This window comes from Xanthomonas sp. CPBF 426, assembly GCF_903989465.1.
GTDB classification, from domain to species: Bacteria; Pseudomonadota; Gammaproteobacteria; order Xanthomonadales; family Xanthomonadaceae; genus Xanthomonas; species Xanthomonas euroxanthea.
The window spans coordinates 1,587,125-1,611,160 of record NZ_LR861805.1; the positions used below are offsets into that span (position 1 = coordinate 1,587,125).

At 67.5% G+C, this 24,036-nt stretch carries 23 protein-coding genes; 17 read left to right on the forward strand and 6 right to left on the reverse strand.

Translation table 11 applies throughout. From position 1 onward, the window contains the following. The first annotated feature begins 49 nt into the window (after window positions 1-49). From H7A87_RS06735 to recO, 7 genes are all read left to right on the forward strand, one after another. Complete coding sequence (locus tag H7A87_RS06735) at window positions 50-1,630, forward strand: DegQ family serine endoprotease (RefSeq protein WP_119128971.1); 1,581 nt, start codon at window positions 50-52, stop codon at window positions 1,628-1,630. 193 nt (window positions 1,631-1,823) lie between these two features. Further along, window positions 1,824-3,614, forward strand: coding sequence for a translation elongation factor 4 (gene lepA, locus H7A87_RS06740; protein WP_161960003.1), 1,791 nt, complete (start codon window positions 1,824-1,826; stop codon window positions 3,612-3,614). A 104-nt stretch (window positions 3,615-3,718) separates the two neighbouring features. Next, window positions 3,719-4,519 (forward strand): signal peptidase I, encoded by an 801-nt coding sequence (gene lepB / locus H7A87_RS06745; RefSeq protein WP_011036465.1) that lies wholly within the window; start codon window positions 3,719-3,721, stop codon window positions 4,517-4,519. A gap of 28 nt (window positions 4,520-4,547) precedes the next feature. Further along, on the forward strand, window positions 4,548-4,925 hold the full coding sequence (locus H7A87_RS06750) for a DUF4845 domain-containing protein (protein WP_104585853.1): 378 nt from the start codon (window positions 4,548-4,550) through the stop codon (window positions 4,923-4,925). Then, on the forward strand, window positions 4,915-5,595 hold the full coding sequence (gene rnc, locus H7A87_RS06755) for a ribonuclease III (protein WP_104585872.1): 681 nt from the start codon (window positions 4,915-4,917) through the stop codon (window positions 5,593-5,595). Before H7A87_RS06750 ends, rnc begins: the two co-directional genes overlap by 11 nt. Then, complete coding sequence (era, locus tag H7A87_RS06760; RefSeq protein WP_104585851.1) at window positions 5,592-6,491, forward strand: GTPase Era; 900 nt, start codon at window positions 5,592-5,594, stop codon at window positions 6,489-6,491. The genes rnc and era overlap by 4 nt, the downstream gene beginning before the upstream one ends. A gap of 223 nt (window positions 6,492-6,714) precedes the next feature. Continuing rightward, window positions 6,715-7,437 carry a DNA repair protein RecO gene (recO, locus tag H7A87_RS06765; RefSeq protein WP_119128972.1) on the forward strand — a complete coding sequence of 241 codons (723 nt, stop codon included), beginning with the start codon at window positions 6,715-6,717 and terminating at the stop codon, window positions 7,435-7,437. A 151-nt stretch (window positions 7,438-7,588) separates the two neighbouring features. Here recO and H7A87_RS06770 read toward each other — a convergent pair whose 3' ends face one another. Further along, window positions 7,589-8,311, reverse strand: coding sequence for a response regulator (locus H7A87_RS06770; RefSeq protein ID WP_119128973.1), 723 nt, complete (start codon window positions 8,309-8,311; stop codon window positions 7,589-7,591). A 157-nt stretch (window positions 8,312-8,468) separates the two neighbouring features. On the opposite strand from H7A87_RS06770, the gene rlmD reads away from it, so the two are divergent. From rlmD to H7A87_RS06820, 10 genes are all read left to right on the forward strand, one after another. Beyond that, on the forward strand, window positions 8,469-9,803 hold the full coding sequence (gene rlmD, locus H7A87_RS06775; RefSeq protein WP_119128974.1) for a 23S rRNA (uracil(1939)-C(5))-methyltransferase RlmD: 1,335 nt from the start codon (window positions 8,469-8,471) through the stop codon (window positions 9,801-9,803). A gap of 87 nt (window positions 9,804-9,890) precedes the next feature. After that, window positions 9,891-10,388 carry a CYTH domain-containing protein gene (locus H7A87_RS06780; RefSeq protein ID WP_119128975.1) on the forward strand — a complete coding sequence of 166 codons (498 nt, stop codon included), beginning with the start codon at window positions 9,891-9,893 and terminating at the stop codon, window positions 10,386-10,388. Between the two features lie 142 nt (window positions 10,389-10,530). Beyond that, entirely contained in the window at window positions 10,531-11,214 is a 684-nt protein-coding gene (locus tag H7A87_RS06785; RefSeq protein ID WP_115676417.1) for a DsbA family oxidoreductase, read from the forward strand. 38 nt (window positions 11,215-11,252) lie between these two features. Beyond that, entirely contained in the window at window positions 11,253-12,260 is a 1,008-nt protein-coding gene (locus tag H7A87_RS06790; RefSeq protein WP_119128976.1) for an FAD-dependent oxidoreductase, read from the forward strand. A gap of 4 nt (window positions 12,261-12,264) precedes the next feature. Further along, window positions 12,265-13,830, forward strand: coding sequence for a cryptochrome/photolyase family protein (locus tag H7A87_RS06795; RefSeq protein ID WP_180496918.1), 1,566 nt, complete (start codon window positions 12,265-12,267; stop codon window positions 13,828-13,830). A 139-nt stretch (window positions 13,831-13,969) separates the two neighbouring features. Beyond that, complete coding sequence (nagZ, locus tag H7A87_RS06800) at window positions 13,970-14,974, forward strand: beta-N-acetylhexosaminidase (RefSeq protein ID WP_119128977.1); 1,005 nt, start codon at window positions 13,970-13,972, stop codon at window positions 14,972-14,974. Beyond that, window positions 14,974-15,528, forward strand: coding sequence for a hypoxanthine-guanine phosphoribosyltransferase (locus H7A87_RS06805; RefSeq protein ID WP_016903731.1), 555 nt, complete (start codon window positions 14,974-14,976; stop codon window positions 15,526-15,528). Before nagZ ends, H7A87_RS06805 begins: the two co-directional genes overlap by 1 nt. Window positions 15,529-15,614: 86 nt before the next feature. Continuing rightward, window positions 15,615-16,367, forward strand: coding sequence for an S-methyl-5'-thioinosine phosphorylase (locus H7A87_RS06810; protein ID WP_119128978.1), 753 nt, complete (start codon window positions 15,615-15,617; stop codon window positions 16,365-16,367). Between the two features lie 87 nt (window positions 16,368-16,454). After that, window positions 16,455-16,661 carry a cold-shock protein gene (locus H7A87_RS06815; RefSeq protein WP_003488188.1) on the forward strand — a complete coding sequence of 69 codons (207 nt, stop codon included), beginning with the start codon at window positions 16,455-16,457 and terminating at the stop codon, window positions 16,659-16,661. 94 nt (window positions 16,662-16,755) lie between these two features. After that, a complete protein-coding gene (locus H7A87_RS06820) occupies window positions 16,756-18,021 on the forward strand; it encodes an NAD(P)/FAD-dependent oxidoreductase (protein ID WP_119128979.1) in 1,266 nt (421 codons plus the stop codon). 32 nt (window positions 18,022-18,053) lie between these two features. Here H7A87_RS06820 and pdeM read toward each other — a convergent pair whose 3' ends face one another. Genes pdeM through H7A87_RS06845 form a run of 5 tightly spaced genes read right to left on the reverse strand, consistent with a single transcriptional unit; the run spans window position 18,054 to window position 24,018 of the window. Next, a complete protein-coding gene (pdeM, locus tag H7A87_RS06825) occupies window positions 18,054-18,698 on the reverse strand; it encodes a ligase-associated DNA damage response endonuclease PdeM (RefSeq protein WP_115047635.1) in 645 nt (214 codons plus the stop codon). Further along, window positions 18,688-21,180 carry a ligase-associated DNA damage response DEXH box helicase gene (locus tag H7A87_RS06830; RefSeq protein WP_119128980.1) on the reverse strand — a complete coding sequence of 831 codons (2,493 nt, stop codon included), beginning with the start codon at window positions 21,178-21,180 and terminating at the stop codon, window positions 18,688-18,690. Before H7A87_RS06830 ends, pdeM begins: the two co-directional genes overlap by 11 nt. Next, entirely contained in the window at window positions 21,177-22,781 is a 1,605-nt protein-coding gene (locus H7A87_RS06835) for an ATP-dependent DNA ligase (protein ID WP_119128981.1), read from the reverse strand. The genes H7A87_RS06830 and H7A87_RS06835 overlap by 4 nt, the downstream gene beginning before the upstream one ends. Next, on the reverse strand, window positions 22,778-23,011 hold the full coding sequence (locus tag H7A87_RS06840) for a hypothetical protein (protein ID WP_115676423.1): 234 nt from the start codon (window positions 23,009-23,011) through the stop codon (window positions 22,778-22,780). The genes H7A87_RS06835 and H7A87_RS06840 overlap by 4 nt, the downstream gene beginning before the upstream one ends. After that, on the reverse strand, window positions 23,008-24,018 hold the full coding sequence (locus H7A87_RS06845; protein WP_119128982.1) for a ligase-associated DNA damage response exonuclease: 1,011 nt from the start codon (window positions 24,016-24,018) through the stop codon (window positions 23,008-23,010). Before H7A87_RS06845 ends, H7A87_RS06840 begins: the two co-directional genes overlap by 4 nt. Window positions 24,019-24,036: the final 18 nt, after the last annotated feature.

Below are 24,036 nucleotides of genomic sequence, written 5' to 3' on the forward strand. Positions count from 1 at the left end.
CAACGGCAGGGGCTTTGGCCCCTGTCGCCCTGCCATCGGAGGCAACCTGATGAACCACCGCATTCGCACCCAGATGTTCGGCTTGATCGCCATGACCCTGCCGCTGGCCGCCTGCGCGCAGCAGTCCGCGCCCGCTGCCAAGGACGTTGCCCCGATTGCCGCCAACCGCAGCGCCACGCCGGCGCCGCAGCTGGTGGCCGGGTTGCCGGACTTCACCAATCTGGTCGAGCAGGTCGGCCCGGGCGTGGTCAATATCGAAACCACCATCACCCGCAAGGACGCCATGGCGCGCCAGCGGCGCGGTGGTCCGGGTGGGCAGGACGGCGGCGCGATGCCCGGCGACGAGCAGATGCCGGAATTCTTTCGTCGCTTCTTCGGGCCGGATTTCCAGATGCCGGGCGGGCCGCGCCAGGGGCCGGGCCAGGGCGGCGATGACGATGGCGGCATCGCCGGCAAGTCGATGGGTTCGGGCTTCATCATTTCGGCCGACGGCTATGTGCTGACCAATCACCACGTGGTCGATGGCGCCAGCGAGGTCACCGTCAAGCTGACCGACCGCCGCGAGTTCAAGGCCAAGGTGGTCGGCAGCGACGAGCAGTTCGACGTGGCGTTGCTCAAGATCGACGCCAAGGGCCTGCCGACGGTGCGCCTGGGCGATTCCAACACGCTCAAGCCGGGCCAGTGGGTGGTGGCGATCGGCTCCCCGTTCGGCCTGGATCACTCGGTCACCGCCGGCATCGTCAGCGCTACCGGGCGCAGCAATCCGTATGCGGACCAGCGCTACGTGCCCTTCATCCAGACCGACGTGGCGATCAACCAGGGCAACTCCGGTGGCCCGTTGCTCAATACGCGCGGTGAAGTGGTCGGCATCAATTCGCAGATCTTCTCCGCCTCCGGCGGCTACATGGGCATCAGTTTCGCGATCCCGATCGATCTGGCCTTCAGCGCCGCCGAGCAGATCAAGGCCACCGGCCACGTGAGCCGCGGCATGCTGGGCGTGGCGGTCGGCCCGATCGACTCGCTCAAGGCGCAGGGCCTGGGCCTGCCGGATACGCGTGGCGCACTAGTCAACGACATCCCGCCCGGTAGCCCCGCCGCCAAGGCCGGGATCGAGGTGGGCGATGTGATCCGCGCGGTCAACGGCAAGCCGATCGATGTCGCCAGCGACCTGCCGCCGATGATCGGGCTGATGGCGCCGGGTACCAAGGTCAACCTGGACGTGCTGCGCGATGGCAAGCCGCGCAAGGTGGCGGTCACCCTGACGACGCTGGACAACCCGGCCGGCAACGCCGCACCGCGCACCGCTGCCGACGACGCCAAGCCCGGCGCCCCCGCCAGCGTGGAGCTGCTCGGCCTGCAGGTGGCCGATCTGACCGCCGTCGAGCGCAGCCGCCTGGGCCTGGAAGCAGGCGAGGGCGTGCGCATCGCCGCGGTGACCGGCGCGGCAGCACGCAGCACCCAGCCGCCGTTGTCGCCGGGTCTGGTGATCGCCCGCGTCGGCCGCACCAAGGTCGGCAGCGTCGCCGACCTCAACCGCGCCCTGTCCAGCTACAAGAAGGGCGACGTGGTCATGCTGCTGGTCACCGATGGCAAGGCGACCAGCTATGTGGCCTTGAAGGCCGGCGGCTGAGGGAGGAGTGGAGAATCGGGAATCGGGAATCGGGAATGGCAAGAGCGGCTCTGCGAGGTGAGAGCTCGCCTGGCTTTTCCGATTCCCCACTCCCGATTCCCAATTCTCGGCCCCGCGGGGCCGTGGCGTGCGATAATGCTGCGTTACCCTGACGACGGCACCGCCGGCGCCCACCTCAATGTCCTCTGATTCAATGCGGAATATCCGCAACTTCTCCATCATCGCCCACGTCGACCACGGCAAATCCACCCTGGCCGACCGGATCATCCAGCTGTGCGGCGGCCTGCAGGCGCGCGAGATGGAGGCCCAGGTGCTCGACTCCAACCCGATCGAGCGCGAACGCGGCATCACCATCAAGGCGCAGTCGGTGTCCTTGCCGTATACGGCCAAGGACGGGCAGGTCTACCACCTGAACTTCATCGACACCCCGGGGCATGTGGACTTCTCCTACGAGGTCAGCCGCTCGCTGGCCGCGTGCGAAGGCGCGCTGCTGGTGGTGGATGCGGCCCAGGGCGTGGAAGCACAGTCGGTCGCCAACTGCTACACCGCGGTGGAGCAGGGCCTGGAAGTGGTGCCGGTGCTCAACAAGATCGACCTGCCCACCGCCGACATCGAGCGTGCCAAGGCCGAGATCGAGGCGGTGATCGGCATCGATGCCGAGGACGCGGTGGCGGTCAGCGCCAAGACCGGTCTGAACATCGATCTGGTGCTGGAAGCGATCGTGCAGCGGATTCCGCCGCCCACCCCCCGCGACACCGACAAGCTGCAGGCGCTGATCATCGACTCCTGGTTCGACAACTACCTGGGCGTGGTCTCGCTGGTGCGCGTGATGCAGGGCGAGATCAAGCCGGGCAGCAAGATCCTGGTGATGTCCACCGGCCGCACCCATCTGGTCGACAAGGTCGGCGTGTTCACGCCCAAGCGCAAGGAGCTTGCTGCGCTGGGCGCGGGCGAAGTGGGCTGGATCAACGCCTCGATCAAGGACGTGCACGGCGCGCCGGTCGGCGACACGCTGACCCTGGCGGCCGACCCGGCGCCGCATGCGCTGCCCGGTTTCCAGGAAATGCAGCCGCGCGTGTTCGCCGGCCTGTTTCCGGTCGATGCCGAGGACTACCCGGATCTGCGCGAGGCGCTGGACAAGCTGCGCCTGAACGATGCGGCGCTGCGCTTCGAGCCGGAAAGCTCCGAAGCGATGGGCTTCGGCTTCCGTTGCGGCTTCCTCGGCATGCTGCACATGGAGATCGTGCAGGAGCGGCTGGAGCGCGAGTACAACCTCAACCTGATCTCGACCGCGCCGACCGTGGTCTACGAAGTGCTCAAGACCGACGGCAGCATCGTCCCGATGGACAATCCATCCAAGCTGCCGCCGCTCAACAACGTCGAAGAGATCCGCGAGCCGATCATCCGCGCCAACATCCTCACCCCGCCCGATTACGTCGGCAACATCATCACCTTGTGCGAAGAAAAGCGCGGCACCCAGATCGGCATCAACTACCTGGGCAGCCAGGTGCAGATCAGCTACGAGCTGCCGATGGCCGAAGTGGTGCTGGATTTCTTCGACAAGCTCAAGTCGGTCTCGCGCGGCTACGCCTCGCTGGATTACCACTTCCTGCGTTTCGATGCCGGCCCGTTCGTGCGCGTGGATACGCTGATCAATGGCGACAAGGTCGATGCGCTGTCGATCATCGTGCACCGCAGCTATGCCGACCGGCGCGGCCGCGAACTGTGCGAAAAGATGAAGGACCTGATCCCGCGGCAGATGTTCGACGTGGCGATCCAGGCCGCCGTGGGCTCGCAAATCATCTCGCGCTCCACGGTCAAGGCGATGCGCAAGAACGTGTTGGCCAAGTGCTATGGTGGCGACGTTTCGCGCAAGAAAAAACTGCTCGAAAAGCAGAAGGAAGGCAAGAAGCGCATGAAGCAGGTCGGCCGCGTGGAGATTCCGCAGGAAGCCTTCCTGGCTGTCTTGCAGATGGATAAGTAGCTGGGAATGGTAAATCGGGAATCGGGAATCGTAAGGGCGCGAGTGCTCCTGCTGTTCCTATTCCCCATTCTCGATTCTCGATTCCCTTTCCGAAAGGAACATCAATGAAATGGTTTGAAATCGCCCTGGTTGTGCTGACGCTGGGCACCGGCTTCATCTGGCTGCTGGACAAGCTGTTCCTGGCCAAGCGCCGCGCTGCACGTGCCGGTCTGCTGGACAGCGAGCCGGCGATCATCGATTACTCGCGCGCCTTCTTTCCGGTGCTGGCGGTGGTGTTGATCCTGCGCAGCTTCGTCGCCGAGCCGTACAAGATTCCGTCCAGCTCGATGATGCCCAACCTGCTGATCGGCGACTTCATCCTGGTCAACAAGTTCGCCTACGGCTTCCGTCTGCCGATCACCAATACCAAGTTCATTCCGACCGGCGAGCCCAAGCGCGGCGACGTGGTGGTGTTCAAGCCGCCGCATGCGCCCGACCAGAACTGGATCAAGCGCGTGGTGGGTCTGCCGGGCGACAAGATCGGCTTCCACGGCGATACGCTGTACATCAACGACAAGCCGATGCGTTACACGGTCAAGGGCGAGTACATCGGCAAGGGCAAGGGCGCCGAGATGACCGGCACCACCTTGCTGGTCGAGGACTTGCCGGGCCGCACCCACACCGTGCTGGAGTGGGTCGACCGCAACATGCCGGCCGGGCAGGGCGACTGGACCGTGCCGGCGGACAGCTATTTCGTGATGGGGGATAATCGCGACAACAGCGAAGACAGCCGGTTCTGGACCCAGACGCACTTCCTGCCGGAGGCCAACCTGCGCGGCAAGGCGTTCCTGATCTGGCTCAATTGCGAAGGATGGTTCTGCAAGGGGAGTTTCGATCCGTCGCGGATCGGGACCGGAATCCAGTAATGCACGCACGGCGTGCCGGGGAAGCACAATGAAGCGCAAGCAAAGCGGTATGACGTTGACGTCGTTCGTGGTGGTGCTGGCGGTGGTGGGCTTTGCCCTGTACATCGGGATGAAGTTGTTTCCGATGTACCAGGAATACTATTCCGTGCGCACGGCCATGAAGAGCCTGGCCAAGGAGCCCGATAGCGCCAACATGGACCCGTCCAAGTTGCAGGACCTGTTCTTTCGTCGGCTGTACATCAACTACTCGGAAAACGTCAAGAAGGAAGACGTCAAGTTCGAGCGCGTGGACGGTGGCTGGCGCATGAAGGTCAACTATGAAGTCCGCCGCGAATTGATCGGCAATCTTGATGTCGTCGGCAAGTTCGAGACGTCCCAGGACATGACGGGACGTGGTGGCGAATAGGACATTCCAGCGCGGCGATCCGATCGGGCATGCGTTCGCCGATCCGGGTCTGCTCGCCCAGGCGCTGCGGCATCGCAGCGCCGGTACTCCGCATAACGAACGACTGGAATTCCTTGGCGACGGCATCGTCAATCTGCTGATCGCCGAGGCGCTGTATCAGCGCTGGCCCAAGGCCGACGAAGGCGCATTGACCCGCGCGCGCGCTGAACTCGTGCGGGAAGGGGCGCTGGCGGTGATCGGCCGCGCCCTCAACCTGGGCGAGCGGCTGACGCTGGGCCCGGGCGAGCTGAAGTCCGGCGGCCATCGACGCGATTCGATCCTGGCCGATGCGGTCGAGGCGATCGTGGCGGCGATCTATCTGGACTGCGGCTTCGAACGCTGCCGCGCGGTGGTGCTGCCGTGGTTCGAGCCCTCGCTGGCGGCGCTGCCGGTGGGCAAGGCGGAAAAAGACCCCAAGACCCGGCTGCAGGAATGGCTGCAGGCGCGGCAACTGCCGCTGCCCAATTACGCGCTGATCAGCGAAAGCGGCGACGAACATGCCAAGCAGTTCCATGTCGCCTGCATCCTGGAGCAGCCCGTCGCCCGCGCCGAAGGCCAGGGCACCTCGCGTCGCCTCGCCGAGCAACAGGCGGCCACCCTCGTCATCGCACAACTGGATTCGAACACGTGAGCGCAACCTCTTCCCCCCACCGTAGCGGCAGCGTTGCGGTGATCGGCCGGCCCAACGTCGGCAAGTCCACCCTGACCAACGCCCTGGTCGGCGCGAAGGTCAGCATCGTGTCCAACCGGCCGCAGACCACGCGCCATCGGTTGCTGGGCATTGCCACCTTCCCCGAAGGGCAACTGGTGCTGGTCGACACGCCCGGGCTGCATCGCGAGCAGAAGCGCGCGATGAACCGGGTGATGAACCGCGCCGCGCGCGGCTCGCTGGAAGGCGTGGACGCGGCGGTGCTGGTGATCGAAGCCGGCCGCTGGGACGACGAGGACACCCTGGCCTTCAAGGTCCTGAGCGACGCCGAGGTACCGGTGGTGCTGGTGGTCAACAAGGTCGACCGGCTCAAGGACAAGACCGCGCTGTTCCCGTTCCTGGCCCAGGTCAGCGAGGGGCGGACGTTCGCGGCGGTGCATCCGGTGTCGGCGCTCAAGCGCAAGGGCCTGGAGGCGCTGGTCGGCGACCTGCTCAAGCTGGTGCCGGAAGCCGATGCGATGTTTGGCGAGGACGAGATCACCGACCGCAGTCAGCGCTTCCTGGCCGGGGAGCTGGTGCGCGAGCAGTTGATGCGTCAGCTCGGCGAAGAACTGCCCTATGCCACCACCGTGGAGATCGAACGCTTTGCCGAAGATGGCGCGCTGCTGCGCATCGGCGCGGTGATCTGGGTCGAGCGCGAGGGCCAGAAGGCGATCGTGATCGGCAAGGGCGGTACCCGCCTGAAGGACATCGGCGGCAAGGCGCGGCTGCAGATGGAGCGGCTATTCGGTGCAAAAGTGTTCCTGGAAACGTGGGTGCGCGTGCGCGAAGGCTGGTCGGACGACGAAGCGGCATTGAAGGCGTTCGGATACGAATGAAGCCGGGACCTGGGACCCGGGACCCGGGACCCGAGAGCAGCGCCGGATCGGCCGTCGCAAGGCGGGGTGGACCGGTGCTGCGCAGCCAGCCATGTGCTGGTCACGCCGCACGCGGGGCTGGCGAATGCGATGACGCGCTCCTTCGGCGGCATGTGGATCGAATGCCTGCCCTGGCATTTCCCGGGCCCCGGTTCTCCGGACGTCGCTCAGGGCTCTGCAGCGCATGCTGATCGAACACGAACGCGGGTTCGTCCTGCATGTGCGTGCCTGGCGCGAGACCAGCCTGCTGGTGGAAGTGCTGAGCGAGCAGCATGGGCGGGTCGGGCTGTTGGCGCGCGGGGTGCAAGGCCCGCGCAAGCAGGCCCTGCGGGCCGCGCTGCAGCCATTGCAGCTGATCCAGTTCACCGCGGTGCAACGCGGCGAACTGGCGCAGTTGCGTCAGGCCGAGGCGCTGGATACCGCCCCCCGCCTGGCGGGCGAATCCATGTTGGCCGGTTTCTATATCAGCGAGCTGCTGCTGCGCCTGGCGCCGCGCAACGATCCGGTGCCGGAATTGTTCGATTGCTATGCGCAAGCGCGGGCGCACCTGGCCTCTGGCCTGCCGCTGGCCTGGGGCCTGCGCCAGTTCGAGCGCGATGTGCTCGATGGCCTGGGCTTTGCGTTCGATCTGCAGCACGACCGCGACGGCCAGGCGATCGACCCGGCGGCGCGTTACCGGCTCGATCCGCAGGAAGGCGCCTTGCGCGTATTGAGCGAGGCGATGGCGCAGGATCGGCGCGACACCGTGACCGGCGCGGCGCTGCTGGCCTTGGGCCAGGACGTCATGCCCGCGGCCGACGACATGCCTGGCCTGCGTCGCAGCATGCGTGGCGTGCTGCTGCATCATCTGAGCGGACGCGGGCTGAAATCCTGGGAAATGCTCGAGGATCTGACGCGGCGGCGTTGAGGGGCGCAAGGCTGCTCGACCAGGCCTGGCGAGCAGTGCGCGGACGCACGTCAGGGTCCAGGTGGACCCGCCGCGCACGCATGATGCTCGGTGTCGCGCGTCCCGACTGCCGACGCTGCGCCGCGTCCAAGAGCATCGGCGCCGTCATCCTTCAGTGCAGCAGCGCAGCCACCGCCGCGTGGAACTGCGTCTGCGCCGTGCTGGAATGCGGGTCGCCGCGCAGCAGGCGCACTGCGCCGGCAAGCCGCGCCGCGCCGACAAATCCGCAGCTGGCCTGCAGCCGATGCAGATGGCTGCGCAGCGCCTGATCGTCGCTGACCTGCAGGGCCGAATCCACCGCATCGCGGGTGCCCGGCAACTCGGCCAGGAACAACTCGCGCAGCGCGTTGAGATGGTGTTGCTGGCCGTTGAGCGCGCTGAGCGCGGCCGCTTCGTCCCAATCGCTGGCAGCGATGTCGACCACACCCACCGGTGCCATGCTGTAGCGGCCGCGCGCCAGTCCGCGACGGACCGCCTGCAGCAGGCGCTCGGAGGTCAGCGGCTTGACCAGCATTTCCAGGAACCCATCGGACTGCAGGCTGCGTTGCATCGCCAGATTGGTGTCCGCGGTGTGGGCCAGTGCGGGCACGTCAGGGTGCAGCAGGCGCAGTGCCCGCAACAGGCCGCTGCCGGTGCCATCGGGAAGATTGACGTCGATCAGCCACAGGTCGTGGCGACGTGTGCGCGCGCGGTCCAGTGCCGACGACAAGGAGTCCGCGCAGTCCACATGGGCGGGAAGACCGTCCAGCACCGCCTGCAGAAAGCCACGGCTGATCGGGTCGTCCTCTACCAGCAAGAGTCGTGGTTGGGGTTCCTGGCGTGTTGCCATGTTCATGCTGCCTCCTTGTCAGCGATGCCGCGTCCTAGCAGCCGCGTGCAGCGGAAGTGTGCCTGTGTTTGCGGGGCGCGACAATTGTTCTGCGGCGCGAGGCGGCCGCGATCGATCGCATCTGCGACAATACGCACCCTTTTTGCCCGCAGCTCGTCGCCACGTGGCCAGAACCCGAAACCGCTTCGACCGTACGCCGTTCCAGACCGCGATCACCGACCTCAGCCACGACGGGCGCGGTGTGGCCCGCCGCGACGGCGAGGGCGGCAAAGTCACCTTCATCAGTGGCGCCTTGCCGGGTGAGCTGGTGCGTGCCGAACCCACCGCGCGCAGCCGGCATTTCGACGAGGCCCGGACGATCGAGGTGCTGGAGGCATCGCCGCAGCGGGTGACCCCGCGCTGCCCGCATTTCGGCGTCTGCGCCGGCTGCGTGCTGCAGCATCTGGAAGAGTCGCAGCAGATCGTGGCCAAGCAGCGCGTGTTGATGGACAACCTGGAGCGCATCGGCCACGTCACGCCGCAGGCGGTGTTGCCGGCCCTGGTCGGCGATAACTGGGGCTACCGGCGCAAGGGCCGCTTTTCGGTCCGTCGCGTCGAGAAGAAGGACAAGACCCTGGTGGGGTTTCGCGAGCTGGATCCGCGTTTCGTGGCCGATCTGTCGGTCTGTTACACGGTGATCCCGCAGATCGGCGAGAAGATTCCGCAGCTGGCGGCGCTGGTCGAAGGCCTGGACGGCAAGCGCGACATCCCGCAGATCGAATTCATTGCCGGCGACGAGGCGGTGGCGTTGACCATCCGCCACATGCAGCCGCTCAGCGAGCGCGATCTGCAGGCGCTGACGGCGTTCGCGCAGGCGCAGGGTTTTGCGATCTTCCTGCAGCCGGGCGGCGTGGATAGCGTGCATCCGCTGTGGCCGCAGCAGGTGCCGCTGTCGTTCCGCTTGCCGCAGTGGGATGTGGAGCTGGCGTTCCGGCCGCTGGATTTCATCCAGGTCAACGCCTCGCTCAACCAGAAGATGATCGCGCACGCACTGGCGCTGCTCGATGCCAGGCCCGACGACCGCGTGCTGGACCTGTTCTGTGGGCTGGGCAATTTCACCCTGCCGCTGGCGCGCGGCGTGCGCGAAGTGGTCGGGGTGGAGGGCGATGCCGGGCTGGTGGCACGTGCGCGCGAGAATGCGCAGCGCAATGGGCTGGCCAATGCGCAGTTCCATGCGGCCGACCTGACCCAGGACCAGCGCAATGCTGCGTGGATGCGGCAGGGCTTCGACAAGCTGCTGCTGGACCCGCCGCGCTCGGGCGCGCTGGAAGTGCTGCAGCAGTTGCCGCTGAAAACGTTCGAGCGCATCGTCTATGTAAGCTGTCACCCCGGCTCGCTGGCGCGCGACGCCGGCTACCTGGTCAACGAGCAGGGCTTCACGCTCAAGGCCGCCGGCGCGATGGACATGTTTCCGCATACCGCGCATGTGGAGAGCATTGCGGTGTTTGAACGGCGGTGAATCGGGAATAGTCAATCGGGAATCGTAGGTGCGGTTCGCCGTATGCTGTTGCGATTCCCGATTCCCGATTCCCGATTCCCGATTCCCATGCCCATCGAAATCGAACGCAAATTCCTGGTGACCGGCGATGGCTGGCGCGCTGCCGCGCATGCGGTGATCCCGATGGCACAGGGCTATATCAACGACCAGGCCGCCTTGCGCAGTGGTACGCAGAACGCGTCGGTGCGGGTGCGTATCCAGGGCGAGAGCGCGTTTCTCAATCTGAAATCGCGCGAGGTGGGGCACACGCGGCAGGAGTTCGAGTATCCGATTCCGGTGGTCGAGGCGCGTGCGCTGCTGGCGCTGTGCGTCGGCGGTTTGATCGACAAACGCCGGCATCTGGTCCAGTACCAGGGGCAGGTGTGGGAAGTGGACGAATTCCTTGGCGACAATGCCGGGCTGGTGGTGGCCGAGATCGAACTGGAACATGCCGACCAGACCTTCGCCAGGCCTGCGTGGGTCGGCGCGGAAGTCACCGACGACGTGCGTTACTACAATCTGGCGCTGGCCTCGCATCCGTTCAAGAACTGGAGCGAGGATGTGTGATTCGGGATTCGGGATTCGGGATTCGTAAAAGCTAACGCGATGCGTCGGACTTGGGCTGATTGCGTTGCGACTCCCCAATCCCTGCCTTGGTATTGGGTTTATGCTTTGCGCATCCCCAATGACGCATCTCCAATCCCCGCCCATGCGCATCGATATCTGGTCTGACGTGGTCTGTCCCTGGTGCTGGATCGGCAAGCGCCGTTTCGAGCAGGCGGTGGCCGCGCTTGGTGCGCAGGCGCCGGCGCTGGACATCCATTACCACGCGTTTCAGCTCGATCCCGAGGCCGGCCTGGAGCCGACGCCGCTGCGTGATGCGCTGGCGCAAAAGTTCGGCGGTGCCGCGCGCGTGGAGCAGATGCTGGCGCAGACCCAGGCCACCGCGCGCGCCGAAGGCCTGCCGTTCGACTTCGGGCGCGGGCAGGTGCAGGTCAGTACCCTGCGCGCGCATCGGCTGATCTGGCTGGCCAGCCGCGAGGGCGATGTCGAGGCCGTGATCGAAGCGCTGTTCCATGCGTATTTTGCCGAAGGCCAAAACGTCGGCGCGACCGAAACGCTGGTGGCCGCCGGCGCCGCCGGCGGCCTGGACGAGGCGCGCGTGCGCGCGCTGCTGGACTCCGACGAAGGCGTCGTTGCCGTCCAGGCGCAACTGGCGCAAGCCGCTGCGCTGGGAATCCGTGCGGTGCCCAGTTTCGTCATCGACGGACGCAGCCTGATCCAGGGCGCGCAGCCGCCGGAGAGCTTCGCGCAGGCGTTGTTGCAGCTGGCGGCCGAATCGGCGCCGATCGGTGGTCCCGATGCCTGCGGGCCGGACGGCTGCGCGGTATGAACGGCCGGCGGCGCGATGCGACTGCCTGCAGCTGAGAGATGACGCCCGCCCGCTCGAAGACGGTTGCGGTGATCGGCGCCGGGCTGGCCGGGCTTGCCTGCGCGCAACGGCTGCAGGCGGCGGGTCTGGCGGTGACGCTGTTCGAACAGGACACTCTGCCCGGCGGACGCATGCGCAGCTGTGGCGGCGATGGCTGGCAGTGCGATCACGGCGCGCAGTATTTCACCGCACGCGCCCCGGCGTTTGCCGCCGTGGTGGATGCGTGGATCGCGCGCGGCGCCGCGGCGGCCTGGCCTGCGCGCGTCGCCAGTTGGGATGGCACCGCCCTGCGTGCGTCGCACAGCGGGTTGACGCGCTTTGTCGGGGTGCCGGACATGGCCGCACCGGCGCGTGCGCTTGCGGCCGACCTCACTGTTCGGTTGGGCGCCTGCGTGCGGTCACTGCAACGCAATGGCGACGCCTGGCAGCTGGAGCTGGCGGAGGACGCGACGACACACGCCTTCGACACCGTGCTGCTGGCGGTTCCGGCACCGCGTGCGGCTGCCTTGCTGGCGGGCCTCGCCCCCGCGCTGGCGACGCTTGCCGCCACTGCACGGATGCAGCCGGCCTGGGCGGTGGTGCTGCGTTTCGACCTGGCGGTCGATCCCGGCTACGACGCCTTGTTCGTCAACGCCGGCCCGGTGCGCTGGGTGGCACGCAACTCCAGCAAGCCGGGGAGGGCGGGCGTGGAAACCTGGCTGCTGCATGCCACTGCCGATTGGAGTCAGGCGCATCTGGACGCAACGCCTGAGGCCGTGATCGCCAGCCTGTTGCCGGCGCTGGCCGCGCTCGGCCTGCCACCACCGCACTCCTGCGATGCATACCGCTGGACGGTGGCCAGCACCGAGCCTGCGTTGCAGATAGGCTGTGCCTGGGAGGCGCGGCCGGGCATCGGCATCTGCGGCGACTGGCTGGCCGGCGGCAAGGTCGAGGGGGCCTGGCAAAGCGGTGTGGCGTTGGCAGCGCGGGTGTGCGCCGGCGACGCCGCGGGCAGCGGTCAGGATTGATGTGGTGGCAGGCACAGCTGGCCACACCCCGCAGGCCGCCGCGCACACAGTGCGGCTGATCCTGGGCGATCAACTCAATCGGCAACACAGCTGGTTCGATGCGATCGATGCGGGTGTGGTCTACGTGCTGATGGAAGTGCGCGAGGAAACCGACTACGTGCTGCACCACGCGCAGAAGATCCTGGCGATCTTCACGGCGATGCGCGCGTTCGCCGCGCACTTGCGGCAGGCCGGTCACCGGGTGCGTTATGTGGCCATCGACAACCCCAGCAATCGGCATGCGATCCCCGCCAATCTGGACGCGCTGATGGCGCATTACCGCGCCAGCCGGCTGGAGTACCAGGCGCCGGACGAATGGCGCCTGGATCAGGCATTGCAGCACTGGTGCGCGCGCCAGCCGTTCGCCACGCGCATGATCGATAGCGAGCATTTCCTGACCGAACGCGATGAGGTCGCCGGCTGTTTTCGCGCCGGTAGCCAATGGCGCATGGAAGTGTTCTACCGAAAGATGCGCCGTCGCCACCGGATCCTGCTCGATGCCGCGGGCGAGCCGGAAGGCGGGCGCTGGAATTTCGATCACGACAACCGTGCGCCATGGCCGGGCGATCCGCCCGCGCCGCAGGAGTGGCGCGCAGCGCACGATCACCGCGCGCTGTGGAGCGCTATCGAGGCAGCCGGCGTTCGCAGCTTCGGCGCACCGAACGCCGACGCGCTGCCGTGGCCGCTGGACCGCGACGAAGCCTTGCAGCACCTGGATGCCTTCGTCACGCATGCGTTGCCGCACTTCGGTCGCTACGAAGATGCGATGAGCACGCGCAGCCCGCGGCTGTTTCACTCGCTGCTGTCGTTCGCGCTCAACGTCAAGCTGCTGCATCCGCGCGAGGTGATCGCGCGCGCGGAGGCGGCGTTGCACGACGGGCATGCGCCGCTGGCATCGGTGGAGGGCTTCATCCGCCAGATCCTGGGCTGGCGCGAATACGTACGCGGCGTGTACTGGTCGCAGATGCCCGCCTATGCGCAGTCCAACCAGCTCGACCAGCATGCACCGCTACCGCACTGGTTCTGGGACGGGCAGATCGGCATGCGCTGCCTGGCCGATGCGATCGGCAATTCGCTGGCCAACGCGCACGCGCACCATATCCAGCGGCTGATGGTGATCGGCAATTTCGCGCTGTTGGCGGGGCTGGAGCCGCAGGCGCTGCATCGCTGGTACTTGGGGGTCTATATCGATGCGTTCGAATGGGTGGAACTACCCAACACGGTCGGCATGAGCCAGTTCGCCGATGGCGGCCTGCTCGGCAGCAAGCCCTACATCAGCGGCGCAGCCTATATCGACCGCATGAGCGATTACTGCGGGGGCTGCCGCTACCAGCGCAAGGCGCGGGTCGGCGCGCAGGCCTGCCCGTACAACGCGCTGTACTGGGATTTCCTGGCGCGGCAGCGCACGCTGCTGGGTGCCAACGAGCGCCTGGCGCTGCCGTACCGGCAGCTCGATGCCATGGCACCGGAGGTGCTGGACCAGGTGCAGGCGCAGGCCGCGCACTGGCGGGCGAATCTGGAGGTGCTCTGAGGCACGGCCGGCGGGCCGCGGCGGGGCCCAGACGGCAGCAAACGCGCGCCTGCCTGAATGCGCGATCTGACGCTGCAACGCGCATCTGCGACAATGCCGCGCTGCGCCAACCTGGCGCCTGGCCCGGGAGTCCCCCAACATGCTTCTGATCGGCGTTGCCGGTACCGAACTCAGCGCACAGGAACGCGACTGGCTGCAGCACGACGCGGTCGCCGGCGTGGTGCTGTTCACGCGCAATTTCGCCTCGCGCACGCAGGTGGCCGAACTGTCTGCGTCCATCCGCGCGGCCGCACCGCGCCCGGTGCTGATCTGCGTGGACCAGGAGGGCGGGCGCGTACAGCGCTTTCGCGACGGCTACAGCGCGCTGGCGCCGCTGCAGAGCTTCGGCGTGCAGTACGCGCAGGACCCCGAGGCCGCGCTCGCCGCTGCACGCGCGCATGCGCAGCTGATGGCCAGCGAGGTGCGTGCCAGCGGCGTGGACCTGAGCTTCGCGCCGGTGGTGGATCTGGGCCGTGGCAACCGCGCCATCGGCGACCGTGCCTTCAGCGACGACCCGCAGGTCGTGGCCAGCTTCACCCGCGCCTATGTGCAGGCGCTGCACGGCGCCGGCATGGCCGCCACGCTCAAGCATTTCCCCGGCCACGGCACCGTGCTGGAGGACACCCACGTCGACCATGCCAGCGACCCGCGGCCGCTGGAAGTCCTGCAGGCCGAGGATCTGGTGCCGTTCGTGGCCGGCATCGAGGCCGGCGCCGATGCGGTGATGATGGCGCACGTGGTCTACCCGCAGATCGCCCCGGAACCGGCCGGCTATTCGCAGCGCTGGATCGAGCAGATCCTGCGCGGGCAACTGGGCTTCCGTGGCGTGGTGTTCTCCGACGACATCGGCATGGCCGCCTCGTTCAGCGCCGGCGGCGTGGCGGGCCGGGTGCATGCGCATCTGGATGCCGGCTGCGACGTGGTGCTGGTCTGCCACCCGGAACTGGTCGATGCATCGCTGCAGGCCGTGGCCGGCCGCAGCCTCAACACCGCAGCATTGATCGGCCTGATCGGCCGCGGCGCGCTGGGCTGGGATGGCCTGCTCGCCGGCTCCGACGCCGCATTTACCACTCCCCTTTCCGCCTCTTTCGGAACAACTGCCTGATGTCCACGCTCACCATTTCCCAGGCCCTGGCCCAAGCCGACCTGCTGGTCGACCGCCCCGCCATCGATGCGGCCGTTGCCAGCATCGCCGACGCGATTGCGCGCGACTATGCCGGCGAAGTGCCGGTGTATCTCACCATCATGCACGGCGCGCTGCCGTTCTCCGGCCAGCTGGCGCTGGAGCTGGGCGCACGCGGCCAGGACCTGCAGTTCGATTACCTGCACGCCACCCGGTATCGCGGCGAAACCACCGGCGGCGAGCTGGTGTGGAAGCACCGTCCGGCCACTGCGCTGTTCGGCCGCCGGGTGATCCTGGTCGATGACATCCTCGACGAGGGCTACACGCTGCAGGGCGTGCGCCAGTGGTGCCTGGAGCAGGGCGCCACCGACGTGCGCGTGGCGGTGCTGACCGTCAAGCGTCACGACCGCTGCGTGCCCGGCGTGGCCGCCGATTATGTCGGCGTGGAAGTGGCCGACCGTTACGTGTTCGGTTTCGGCATGGACGTCAACGAGCAGCTGCGCGGCATTCCCGCCATCTACGCGATGAAGCAGTAACTGCCGCAGCGTGCCCGCGTTTCTGCGGGCAGCCCGGCGCGCACGCGTGCGCGCACCGTCATGTCTTTTTGTAGCAGAGGTTGCTTGTGTCCCCCAATTCCATCGCATTGGCCGTCATCGGCGGCACTGGCGTCTACAAGCTCGCCCAGCTGGACGAGGTGCAGACGCACGCTATCGAAACGCCGTATGGCGCGCCCTCCGGCCCGATCCACGTCGGCATGTTGCTGGGCCACCGCGTGGCGTTCCTGGCGCGCCATGGCGAAGGCCATTCGCTGCCGCCGCACAAGGTCAATTACCGCGCAAACATCGCTGCGCTGCAGCAAATCGGCGCTGCGCGCGTGCTGGCGCTCAACACCGTCGGCGGCATCACCGAGCAGTTCGGTCCGCGCGTACTGGCCTGCCCGGATCAGTTGATCGATTACACCTGGGGCCGCGTGTCCACCTTCTGCGAAGAGCCGGGCAGCGAGGTGCAGCACGTGGATTTCGGTCATCCGTATTCGCCGATGTTCCGCAGCAAGGTCATCGCCGCGGCCAAGGTGACCGGCGTCACGATGGTTGCCGGCGGATGCTACGGATGCACCCAGGGACCGCGGCTGGAAACGATTGCAGAGATCGCCCGCATGCGTCGCGACGGCTGCGATCTGGTCGGCATGACCGGCATGCCCGAAGCCGGTCTTGCACGCGAAAAAGGCCTGGAATATGCGTGTTTGGCGATCGTGGCGAACTGGGCGGCCGGCTGCGGCGACGCGCAGGAAATCACCATGGCGGAGGTGTTGGCCAACGTCGATGCCGCCTCGTCCGGATTGCCGGAGCTGATTGGCGAACTTGCACGCGGGTGATTGTCATCGGGGCATAAGCTTTGCATACTCGGCGCGTACGCATTGCCGTACACCACCCATTAATTATTGCAAAGGTCTCGCATCACCATGCCGAACGGTACCGTCAAGTGGTTCAACGACGCCAAGGGATTTGGCTTCATCTCACCGGAGGACGGCAGCGCCGATGTCTTCGCGCACTTCTCCGCGATCAACTCCAAGGGCTTCCGCAGCCTGCAGGAAGGCCAGCGCGTCAGTTATGACGTGACCCAGGGCCCCAAGGGTGCCCAGGCTTCGAACATCACGCCGGTCGAGTGATGTGACTCGATTGTGCGGTTGAAGAACCCCGCCACGGCGGGGTTTTTTTTGCATCGGTCCATGCGGGGTCGGTGAGCTTCAAAGAGCGAAGGACATGCAGCGAACAATGCGGATTGCGGTAGTGGGCTATGGCACGGCGGGGCAGGCACTGGCCGCGCTGCTGGGCGCCGACGGGCATCGACTGGACGTGTTCGAACGCGCTGCCGCGCCCGGGCCGGTGGGCGCAGGGTTCCTGCTGCAGCCCAGCGGCTTGCAGGTGCTGTGGAAGATGGGACTGCTGCCGCAGGCGCTTGCGCATGGCGCGCCGGTGCGCCGGCTGTATGGCGAAACGCCGTGCGGACGCGCGGTGATGGACATGCAGTATCGCGACCTGGATGCGCGGCTGATGGGCCTGGGGATGCAGCGCGGCGCCTTGTTCACGCTGTTGCGCGAGGCCTGGCCGGAGCACGCGCAACTGCATGTGGATACGCAGATCACCGCCATCGATCACGACGGCGTGCGCGTGCAGGACCAGCGTGGGCACTGGCATGGCCGCTACGATCTGATCATCGCCGCCGATGGTTCCGCATCGGCCTTGCGCGCGCAGGCGCAGGGCACGCGGCTGGATCGGGTGTATCCGTGGGGGGCGTTGTGGTGTCTGCTGCCGCGCGAGGACTGGCCGTTTGTCGACGAGTTACGCCAGCGCTATATCGGCGCGCGCAAGATGATCGGCCTGCTGCCGGTGGGCACGCGCCCGGGCGACGACACCCCGCGGCTGAGTTTTTTCTGGAGCCTGCCGTGCAGCGACTTTGCCGCATGGGAGCAGCGCGGCATTGCCGCATGGCGCGAGGAGATCGCGCAGATGTGGCCGCAGGCGCATGCGCGTCTGGACAGCGTGCAGGTGCATGGCGCACTGGCGCGTGCCAGTTACCGCGACGCGGTGGTCAAACGCTGGCATCGCGGCCGTTTCGTGCTGGCCGGCGATGCTGCGCATGCGATGAGTCCGCAGCTGGGGCAGGGCGTCAACATGGCGCTGCTGGACGCATTGGCGCTGCGCGATGCCTTGCGGGCCGGTGCCGATCTGGATGCGGCCTTGCAGCGCTACCAGCGCGAGCGCCAGGCGCATGTGGCGATCTACCACCGCTGGAGCCGTTGGCTGACGCCGCTGTTCCAGTCCGAACGCGATCTGTGGGCGCACGGGCGCGACCTGCTGCTGCACCCGATGGGGCGCGTGCCCGGCGGGCGCGGACACATGTTGCGCGTGCTCAGCGGCACCCAGCACGGCTGGTTCGGCAAACTGGCATTGGCGCCGGAGTTCGTGGAGGCCTTGTCGCAACCGTTGCCGCGTGTGGCCGTCGACAAGACCGAAGCGGCCGCATAGAGGCCGTTGCGGCTCACGCACGGCCGCGCCCGCTAGCGCACCGGCAACGCCAGCGCATCGTCTTCCACGCAGGCAACCAGGCGTTCGCCTTCGACCAGCGTCGGCACGATGCCGGCGGTGAAATGCGAGAACGCCGGCAGGATGGTGACGCGTTCGCGCAACCAGAACGCCGGCCAGCGACGCGCCATGCCGGGCAGTGCGGCCAGCGGATGCAGATGCCCGCACAGCACGTGCCCGGTCGGATGCGGCAGCGGATCGTGGCGCAGCACGAAGGGGCCATCTTCCACCTGTTCGCCGGCCGGCTCGATATGCAGATCGGCGCCGGCCAAGGCGCGGTCGTGATTGCCGCGGATGGCGATCACGCGCAATGCGCAATGCCGCTCGCGCCATGCGCTCCAGCGGCGGTGCCAGGCTGCGCGCGGTGCGGGGCCATGCAGCAGGTCGCCGAGTATCCACAACGCGTCCACCTCGCGCTGTTCCAGCAGCGCATCCAGCCGCTCCAGATCGTGCGCGGTGCCGCCGGCCGGCATCCCGATGCCGGCGCGACGGAACACATCGGCCTTGCCCAGATGCAGATCGGCGATCAACAAGGCGCGTTGTGCCGGCCGATACAGTGCGCGTTCGCCGAGCAGTTCCACCGTTTCGCCGGCCAGCTGCAGCTGCACGCTATCGCCCATGTTTGCGCTCCAGTTGTTCGGCAGCACGCAACACGCGGGCCTTCCAGTCTTCGGTACTGAGTTGGCCGCGCACACGTTCGGCCCATAGCGGAAACGACAACGGGGTGAGGCTGCGCGGTTTGCACAGGCGCAGGTCGCGCCGCGCGCAATCTTCCAGTGCGTGCGCAAGCCGCGCCAGCTCGAGCTGGCCTTCGAACACTTCACGCTCGGCCTGGGCAAGCAGCAGGTGATCCGGATCGAAACGCTGCAACACGTCGTACAGCAATCCGCTGGAGGCCTGCAGCTGACGCAGGCTGCGTGGTGCACGGCCGGGCAACGATGGCGACAGCAAACCGGCCACGCGCGCAATCTCGCGGAACTGGCGGCGTGCCAGCTCGCCCAGGTTGAGGCTGTCGCGCAGATCGGCAAACAGGCCCTCCGGCGACAGCAAGGCCTGCAAGACGCCCGCATCGAGGTCCACATCCTGCGCCGGCGACAGCACAAAGCCGTAATCGTTGGCAGCAAAACTGAAGGTATTGCGCTGGCGCCGGCCCCAGCGCGCCGCCAGCAACGCGGCCAGCCCTTCGTTGACCTGGCGGCCGGCGAACGGATACACGAACACGTGCCGGCCATCGCGCGCCTTGATGCTTTCCACCAGCAGATGGTCAGGGCCGGGCAACGAGGACAGTGACGATTGCAGGCGCAGCAACGGTGCCAGCGCCTGCATCTCCGGCGCGTCGCCGGGATCGGCGAACACCGCTTCGACCTCGCGGCCCAGGGCCGACGACAACGGCATGCGTCCGCCCATCCACTTGGGCACCACGCCGCTGCCGCCCTTGGCCACGCGCACATAGGCGGTCATGTCTTCCAGCCGCACCAGCTCCAGCAAACGGCCGGCAAATTGAAACCGGTCGCCACGGCGTAGACGGCCGACGAACTGTTCCTCCACCGCGCCCAGGCGCCCGCCGCGCAGGAACTGCACGCGCACGCTGCCGTCGCTGGTGATCGTGCCGATGGACAGGCGATGCCGCAGCGCCACGCGCCGATCGATGACGCGATACACGCCCTGTTCGTCGCGCACGACCTTGTGGAAATCCGGATAGTGCGCCAGCGCGCTGCCGCCTTGCACGATGAAGTCCAGCACCGCCTGCCAGGTGGCATGATCCAGTGCTGCAAACGCATCGGTGCCGCGCACCTGCTCGAACACTGCATCGGCCTGAAAGCCGCCACCCAGTGCCAGGGTCACGCAGTGCTGCGCCAACACATCCAGCGACAGCCGCGGCGGCGGCCGCGCTTCGATCTGGCCGTGCGCGATGGCGCGCCGCGCGGCGGCATACTCCACCAGCTCCAGCGCATGCGAGGGCACGCACACCACATGCCCGGATTCGCCCGGACGGTGGCGCGCGCGGCCGGCGCGTTGCAGCAGGCGCGCAATGCCTTTCGGGCTGCCGACCTGCAGCACCTGATCGACGGCGGGGAAATCCACGCCCAGGTCCAGGCTGGAGGTGGCGACCACGCAGCGCAGGCTGCCATCGCGCAAGCCGTGTTCGGCGGCCGCACGCAAGGACGGGTCCAGCGAGCCGTGATGCAGCGCGAGTGTGGCCAGGTCGTCCGGCCACACCGCACTCAAGGCCTGATGCCACAACTCGGCCTGCGCGCGCGTATTGGTGAACACCAGGCTGGTGCGCTGCTGCATGATCTTCTGCAGTACGCGCGCCAGCTGCGCCAGGCCCAGATGCCCGGCCCACGGAAAGCGCTCGCCGCTGTCGGGCAGCAGCGTTTCCAGGGTCATCGCGCGGGGTTTGACGCCCGAGACCAGCGCAGCATCGGGAAGATGCGGCAGCAGCACGTCGCGTGCCTGCGCCAGGTTGCCCAGCGTCGCCGACAGGCCCCAGATGCGCAGCGCCGGCGCCCAGCCGCGCAGCCGCGCCAGGCACAGCTGCAGCAACACGCCGCGCTTGTTGCCGAGCAGCTCATGCCATTCGTCGACGATCACGCAGCGCAGCGCCGACAACTGTGGCGCGGTGTCGGGGTAGGACAACAGCAAGGCCAGCGATTCGGGCGTGGTGACCAGCACATCGAGCTTGCCGCTGCGCGCCAGCCGCTTGTCGCGCGCGCTGGCGTCGCCGGTCCGCAGGCCCACCTGCCAATCCAGCCCCAAGGCCTCCACCGGCTCGCGCAGGGCGCGTGCGGTATCGGCGGCGAGTGCGCGCAGCGGCGTGATCCACAGCACCTGCAGCGTGCGTTGCTGTTGGCGCCGCGCGGCCGGCGCGGGCTTGCTCGCCGGCTTGCGTCCACGCGTGGACAAGGCTTCCAGCAGTGGCCCGCCGAAGGCAGCCAGCGTCTTGCCGCTGCCGGTGGGCGTATGCAGCAAGCCGGACTCGCCGGCGAGATAGCGCTTCCACACATCGCGTTGAAACGGCAACGGCGCCCAGCCGCGCTGCGCGAACCAGGCACGCCATTGCTGCAAGGGCGTACCGCGCGTCTGCTGCGCGGCACTCACCGTGCCAGCGCCTGCAGGCTGCTCAGGTGATCGGCTTCGCTCATCGGCTTGTCCTGCCGCCAGCGCAGGATGCGTGGGAAACGCACCGCAATGCCGGACTTGTGCCGCGCGCTGCGGTTGACCGCTTCGAACCCCAGCTCGAAGACATGATGCGCGGTGACCGCACGCACCGGGCCGAAGCGCTCGGTGGTGTTGGCGCGGATCCAGCGATCCAGCTGCAGGATCTCCTTGTCGTCCAGACCCGAGTAGGCCTTGGCGATCGGCACCAGCTGGCCCTCGTGCCATAGCCCGAAGGTGTAGTCGGTATACAGCGTGCTGCGGCGACCGTGGCCGGCCTGCGCATACAGCAGCACCGCATCGATGGTGAGCGGGTCGATCTTCCATTTCCACCAGTCGCCGCGGCGGCGGCCAGACTGGTAGATCGAGCTGGCGCGCTTGAGCATCAGCCCTTCCACACCGCGTTCGCGGGCATCCAGGCGCACCTGCGCCGCCGCCTGCCAGTCGCCGACCTGCACCAGCGGCGAGGCGACGATACGCGGGTCGGCGAGCGTGCCCAGCACCCCTTCCAGCAACGCGCGGCGCTCCTGCATGGGACGTTCGCGCAAGTCCTCGCCGCCGAGCTCAAGCAGATCGTAGGCCACCACCCGCGCCGGCGCCGCCGCCAAGGTCTTTGGCCCGGGCTTGAGCCGCTGGATGCGCGTCTGCAATGCGGTGAACGGCATCGGCAAGGGCTGCTCCGGTTGCCAGGCCAGCAGCTCGCCGTCGATGACGGTGCCATCGGGCAACTGCAGCGCGGCCTGTTCGATTTCCGGGAAGCGGCCATCCAGGCGTTCTTCGCCACGCGACCACAGCGCCGCTTCGCCCGCGCGTCGAATCAGCTGCAGGCGGATGCCGTCCCACTTCCATTCCAGCAACCAGTCATCGACCGTGCCCAGCGTTTCGACCTCGGCTTCGAGTGGCGATGCGAGAAAGAACGGGTAGGGCTGTTGACGATCGCCGGGCAGTTCTTCGGCAGTCAGCAGGTTGGCCAGGTAGGTCGGATGCGGCCGCCAGCTGCCGAGCATGCGCTGCGCGATGCGTGCGATCTCGATTCCGGACATCTCCGCCAGCGCCTGCTGCACCAGGCGCTGCGACACGCCCACGCGCAAGGCGCCGGTCAGCAGCTTGTTGAACACCAGGCGCTCGTCGAAGGCCAGGCTGCGCCACGCCTGCACGATGCAGGCCTTGCGCACCTCGACATCTTGATTGGCGATTGGCAGCAACCGCTGCTCGATCCAGTCGGCCAACGGCAGATCGGCCGCTTCGGTGATCGGGTCGTCCAGCAACAAGGCCAAGGTCTCGGCCAGGTCGCCGACATGGTCGTAGCTGTCGGCCACCAACCAGTCGGCGATGCCGGCGGCTTCGGTGATCCATTCGCGCAATTCGCCACTGCTGGCAATGCGCATGCGCGTGCCGGCCACCTTGCCGCCGGCCAGCAGGTACAGCGCCCACGCCGCATCCAGCGGCGGTGCGCTGCTGAAGTAGGCGACCAAGGCCGCACGCTTGTCGAGCGTGCCGGTGCTGCGATCCAGGGTGCGGTACAACGCGGCAAATCGCTTCACGCCGGGCCCTGCAGGTATGCGCGGTGGTCGGCAGCACGCAGCTCCAGTGCGCGGCGCGTAAACGCGCTCAGGCAGCGTGGACGCCGGTAGGGCCGCGGCGGCCCGATCACCGCGGCCGGCACTGCGCGATGTAGGCGAAATGCCAATGCGTGCCGGCGGAACGCGAGGGCGCCGGTCAGTCGCAGGCGTGGGCGCGCGCGCGCATAGCGGCGTGCAGGCAAGGGGTTCATTCCTCGGCTCCGAAATCGGTACGGAAGGCTTCGGCAGCGACGCCGCGCTCCAGCAGGTGCTGGATCAAGGCATCGGTGTTGCCGTGGGTGGCGATCACCCGCCGTGCGCCGGTGTCTTCGATGGTGCGCAGCAGGTCCGGCCAGTCGGCATGATCGGACACCACGAAGCCGCGGTCGTAATTGCGCCGACGGCGGTTGCCGCGAATGCGCATCCAGCCCGACGCAAAACCTTGTTGCGCATGCCGGAAGCGACGGATCCAGGCACTGCCGGCCGCCGATGGCGGCGCCAGCACCAGTTGCCCGGCATAGTCGGCGCCACGCGCGTGTTCGCTGACCGGTTGGGTGTCCAGCATCGGAATGCCGGCTTGGCGATACACCTCCACGCCCACGGCGATGGCGCCGTGCAGCAACGCCGGTTGCGTGTCCCAGGCGCGCAATTCGGCCAGCACGCGTTGCGCCTTGCCCAAGGCATAGCAATACAGAATGGCCGCCTCGCCACGTTCGGCGCATTCGTGGCGCCAGGCGACGATGTCGGCCGCGACATCGGAGGTGTCCGGCCAGCGATACACCGGCAGCCCGAAGGTCGCTTCGGTGATGAAGGTGTCGCAGGGCACCACTTCGAATGGCTTGCAGGTGGGATCGTGCTGGCGCTTGTAGTCGCCCGAGGCGACCCAGACCTCGCCGTCCACTTCGATGCGCACCTGCGCCGAGCCGAGCACATGCCCGGCCGGATGCAACGACACCCGCGCGCGTCCCAGATCGAACGCTTCGCCGTCGGCATGCGTGTGATAGACCTGCTCGCCGAGGCGCCATTGCAGGATCGGCAGGCTCTCGTGCGTGCAGTGGTACTCGCCCATGCCGCTGCGTGCGTGGTCGCCGTGTCCGTGGGTGATCACCGCACGTGGCACCGGCCGCCAGGGATCGATATGGAAATCACCCTGCGGGCAATACAGGCCTTCGGGCCCGAGCACCACCAGATCGCCAGATTGTTCGTTGCCATTGCGCATGCGGCAACTCTGGCCAAG

Bases quoted from the DNA above. Each gene is read 5' to 3' on its own strand.
- H7A87_RS06785 (WP_115676417.1), top strand. From the start codon at position 10,531: ATGCGCATCGATATCTGGTCTGACGTGGTCTGTCCCTGGTGCTGGATC.
- H7A87_RS06845 (WP_119128982.1), bottom strand. From the start codon at position 24,018: ATGCGCAATGGCAACGAACAATCTGGCGATCTGGTGGTGCTCGGGCCC.
- H7A87_RS06770 (WP_119128973.1), bottom strand. From the start codon at position 8,311: ATGAACATGGCAACACGCCAGGAACCCCAACCACGACTCTTGCTGGTA.
- H7A87_RS06820 (WP_119128979.1), top strand. From the start codon at position 16,756: ATGCAGCGAACAATGCGGATTGCGGTAGTGGGCTATGGCACGGCGGGG.
- H7A87_RS06805 (WP_016903731.1), top strand. From the start codon at position 14,974: ATGTCCACGCTCACCATTTCCCAGGCCCTGGCCCAAGCCGACCTGCTG.
- H7A87_RS06840 (WP_115676423.1), bottom strand. From the start codon at position 23,011: ATGAACCCCTTGCCTGCACGCCGCTATGCGCGCGCGCGCCCACGCCTG.
- pdeM (WP_115047635.1), bottom strand. From the start codon at position 18,698: ATGGGCGATAGCGTGCAGCTGCAGCTGGCCGGCGAAACGGTGGAACTG.
- H7A87_RS06780 (WP_119128975.1), top strand. From the start codon at position 9,891: ATGCCCATCGAAATCGAACGCAAATTCCTGGTGACCGGCGATGGCTGG.
- lepB (WP_011036465.1), top strand. From the start codon at position 3,719: ATGAAATGGTTTGAAATCGCCCTGGTTGTGCTGACGCTGGGCACCGGC.
- recO (WP_119128972.1), top strand. From the start codon at position 6,715: ATGCTGATCGAACACGAACGCGGGTTCGTCCTGCATGTGCGTGCCTGG.
- H7A87_RS06790 (WP_119128976.1), top strand. From the start codon at position 11,253: ATGACGCCCGCCCGCTCGAAGACGGTTGCGGTGATCGGCGCCGGGCTG.
- nagZ (WP_119128977.1), top strand. From the start codon at position 13,970: ATGCTTCTGATCGGCGTTGCCGGTACCGAACTCAGCGCACAGGAACGC.
- lepA (WP_161960003.1), top strand. From the start codon at position 1,824: ATGCGGAATATCCGCAACTTCTCCATCATCGCCCACGTCGACCACGGC.
- H7A87_RS06750 (WP_104585853.1), top strand. From the start codon at position 4,548: ATGAAGCGCAAGCAAAGCGGTATGACGTTGACGTCGTTCGTGGTGGTG.
- H7A87_RS06735 (WP_119128971.1), top strand. From the start codon at position 50: ATGAACCACCGCATTCGCACCCAGATGTTCGGCTTGATCGCCATGACC.
- H7A87_RS06815 (WP_003488188.1), top strand. From the start codon at position 16,455: ATGCCGAACGGTACCGTCAAGTGGTTCAACGACGCCAAGGGATTTGGC.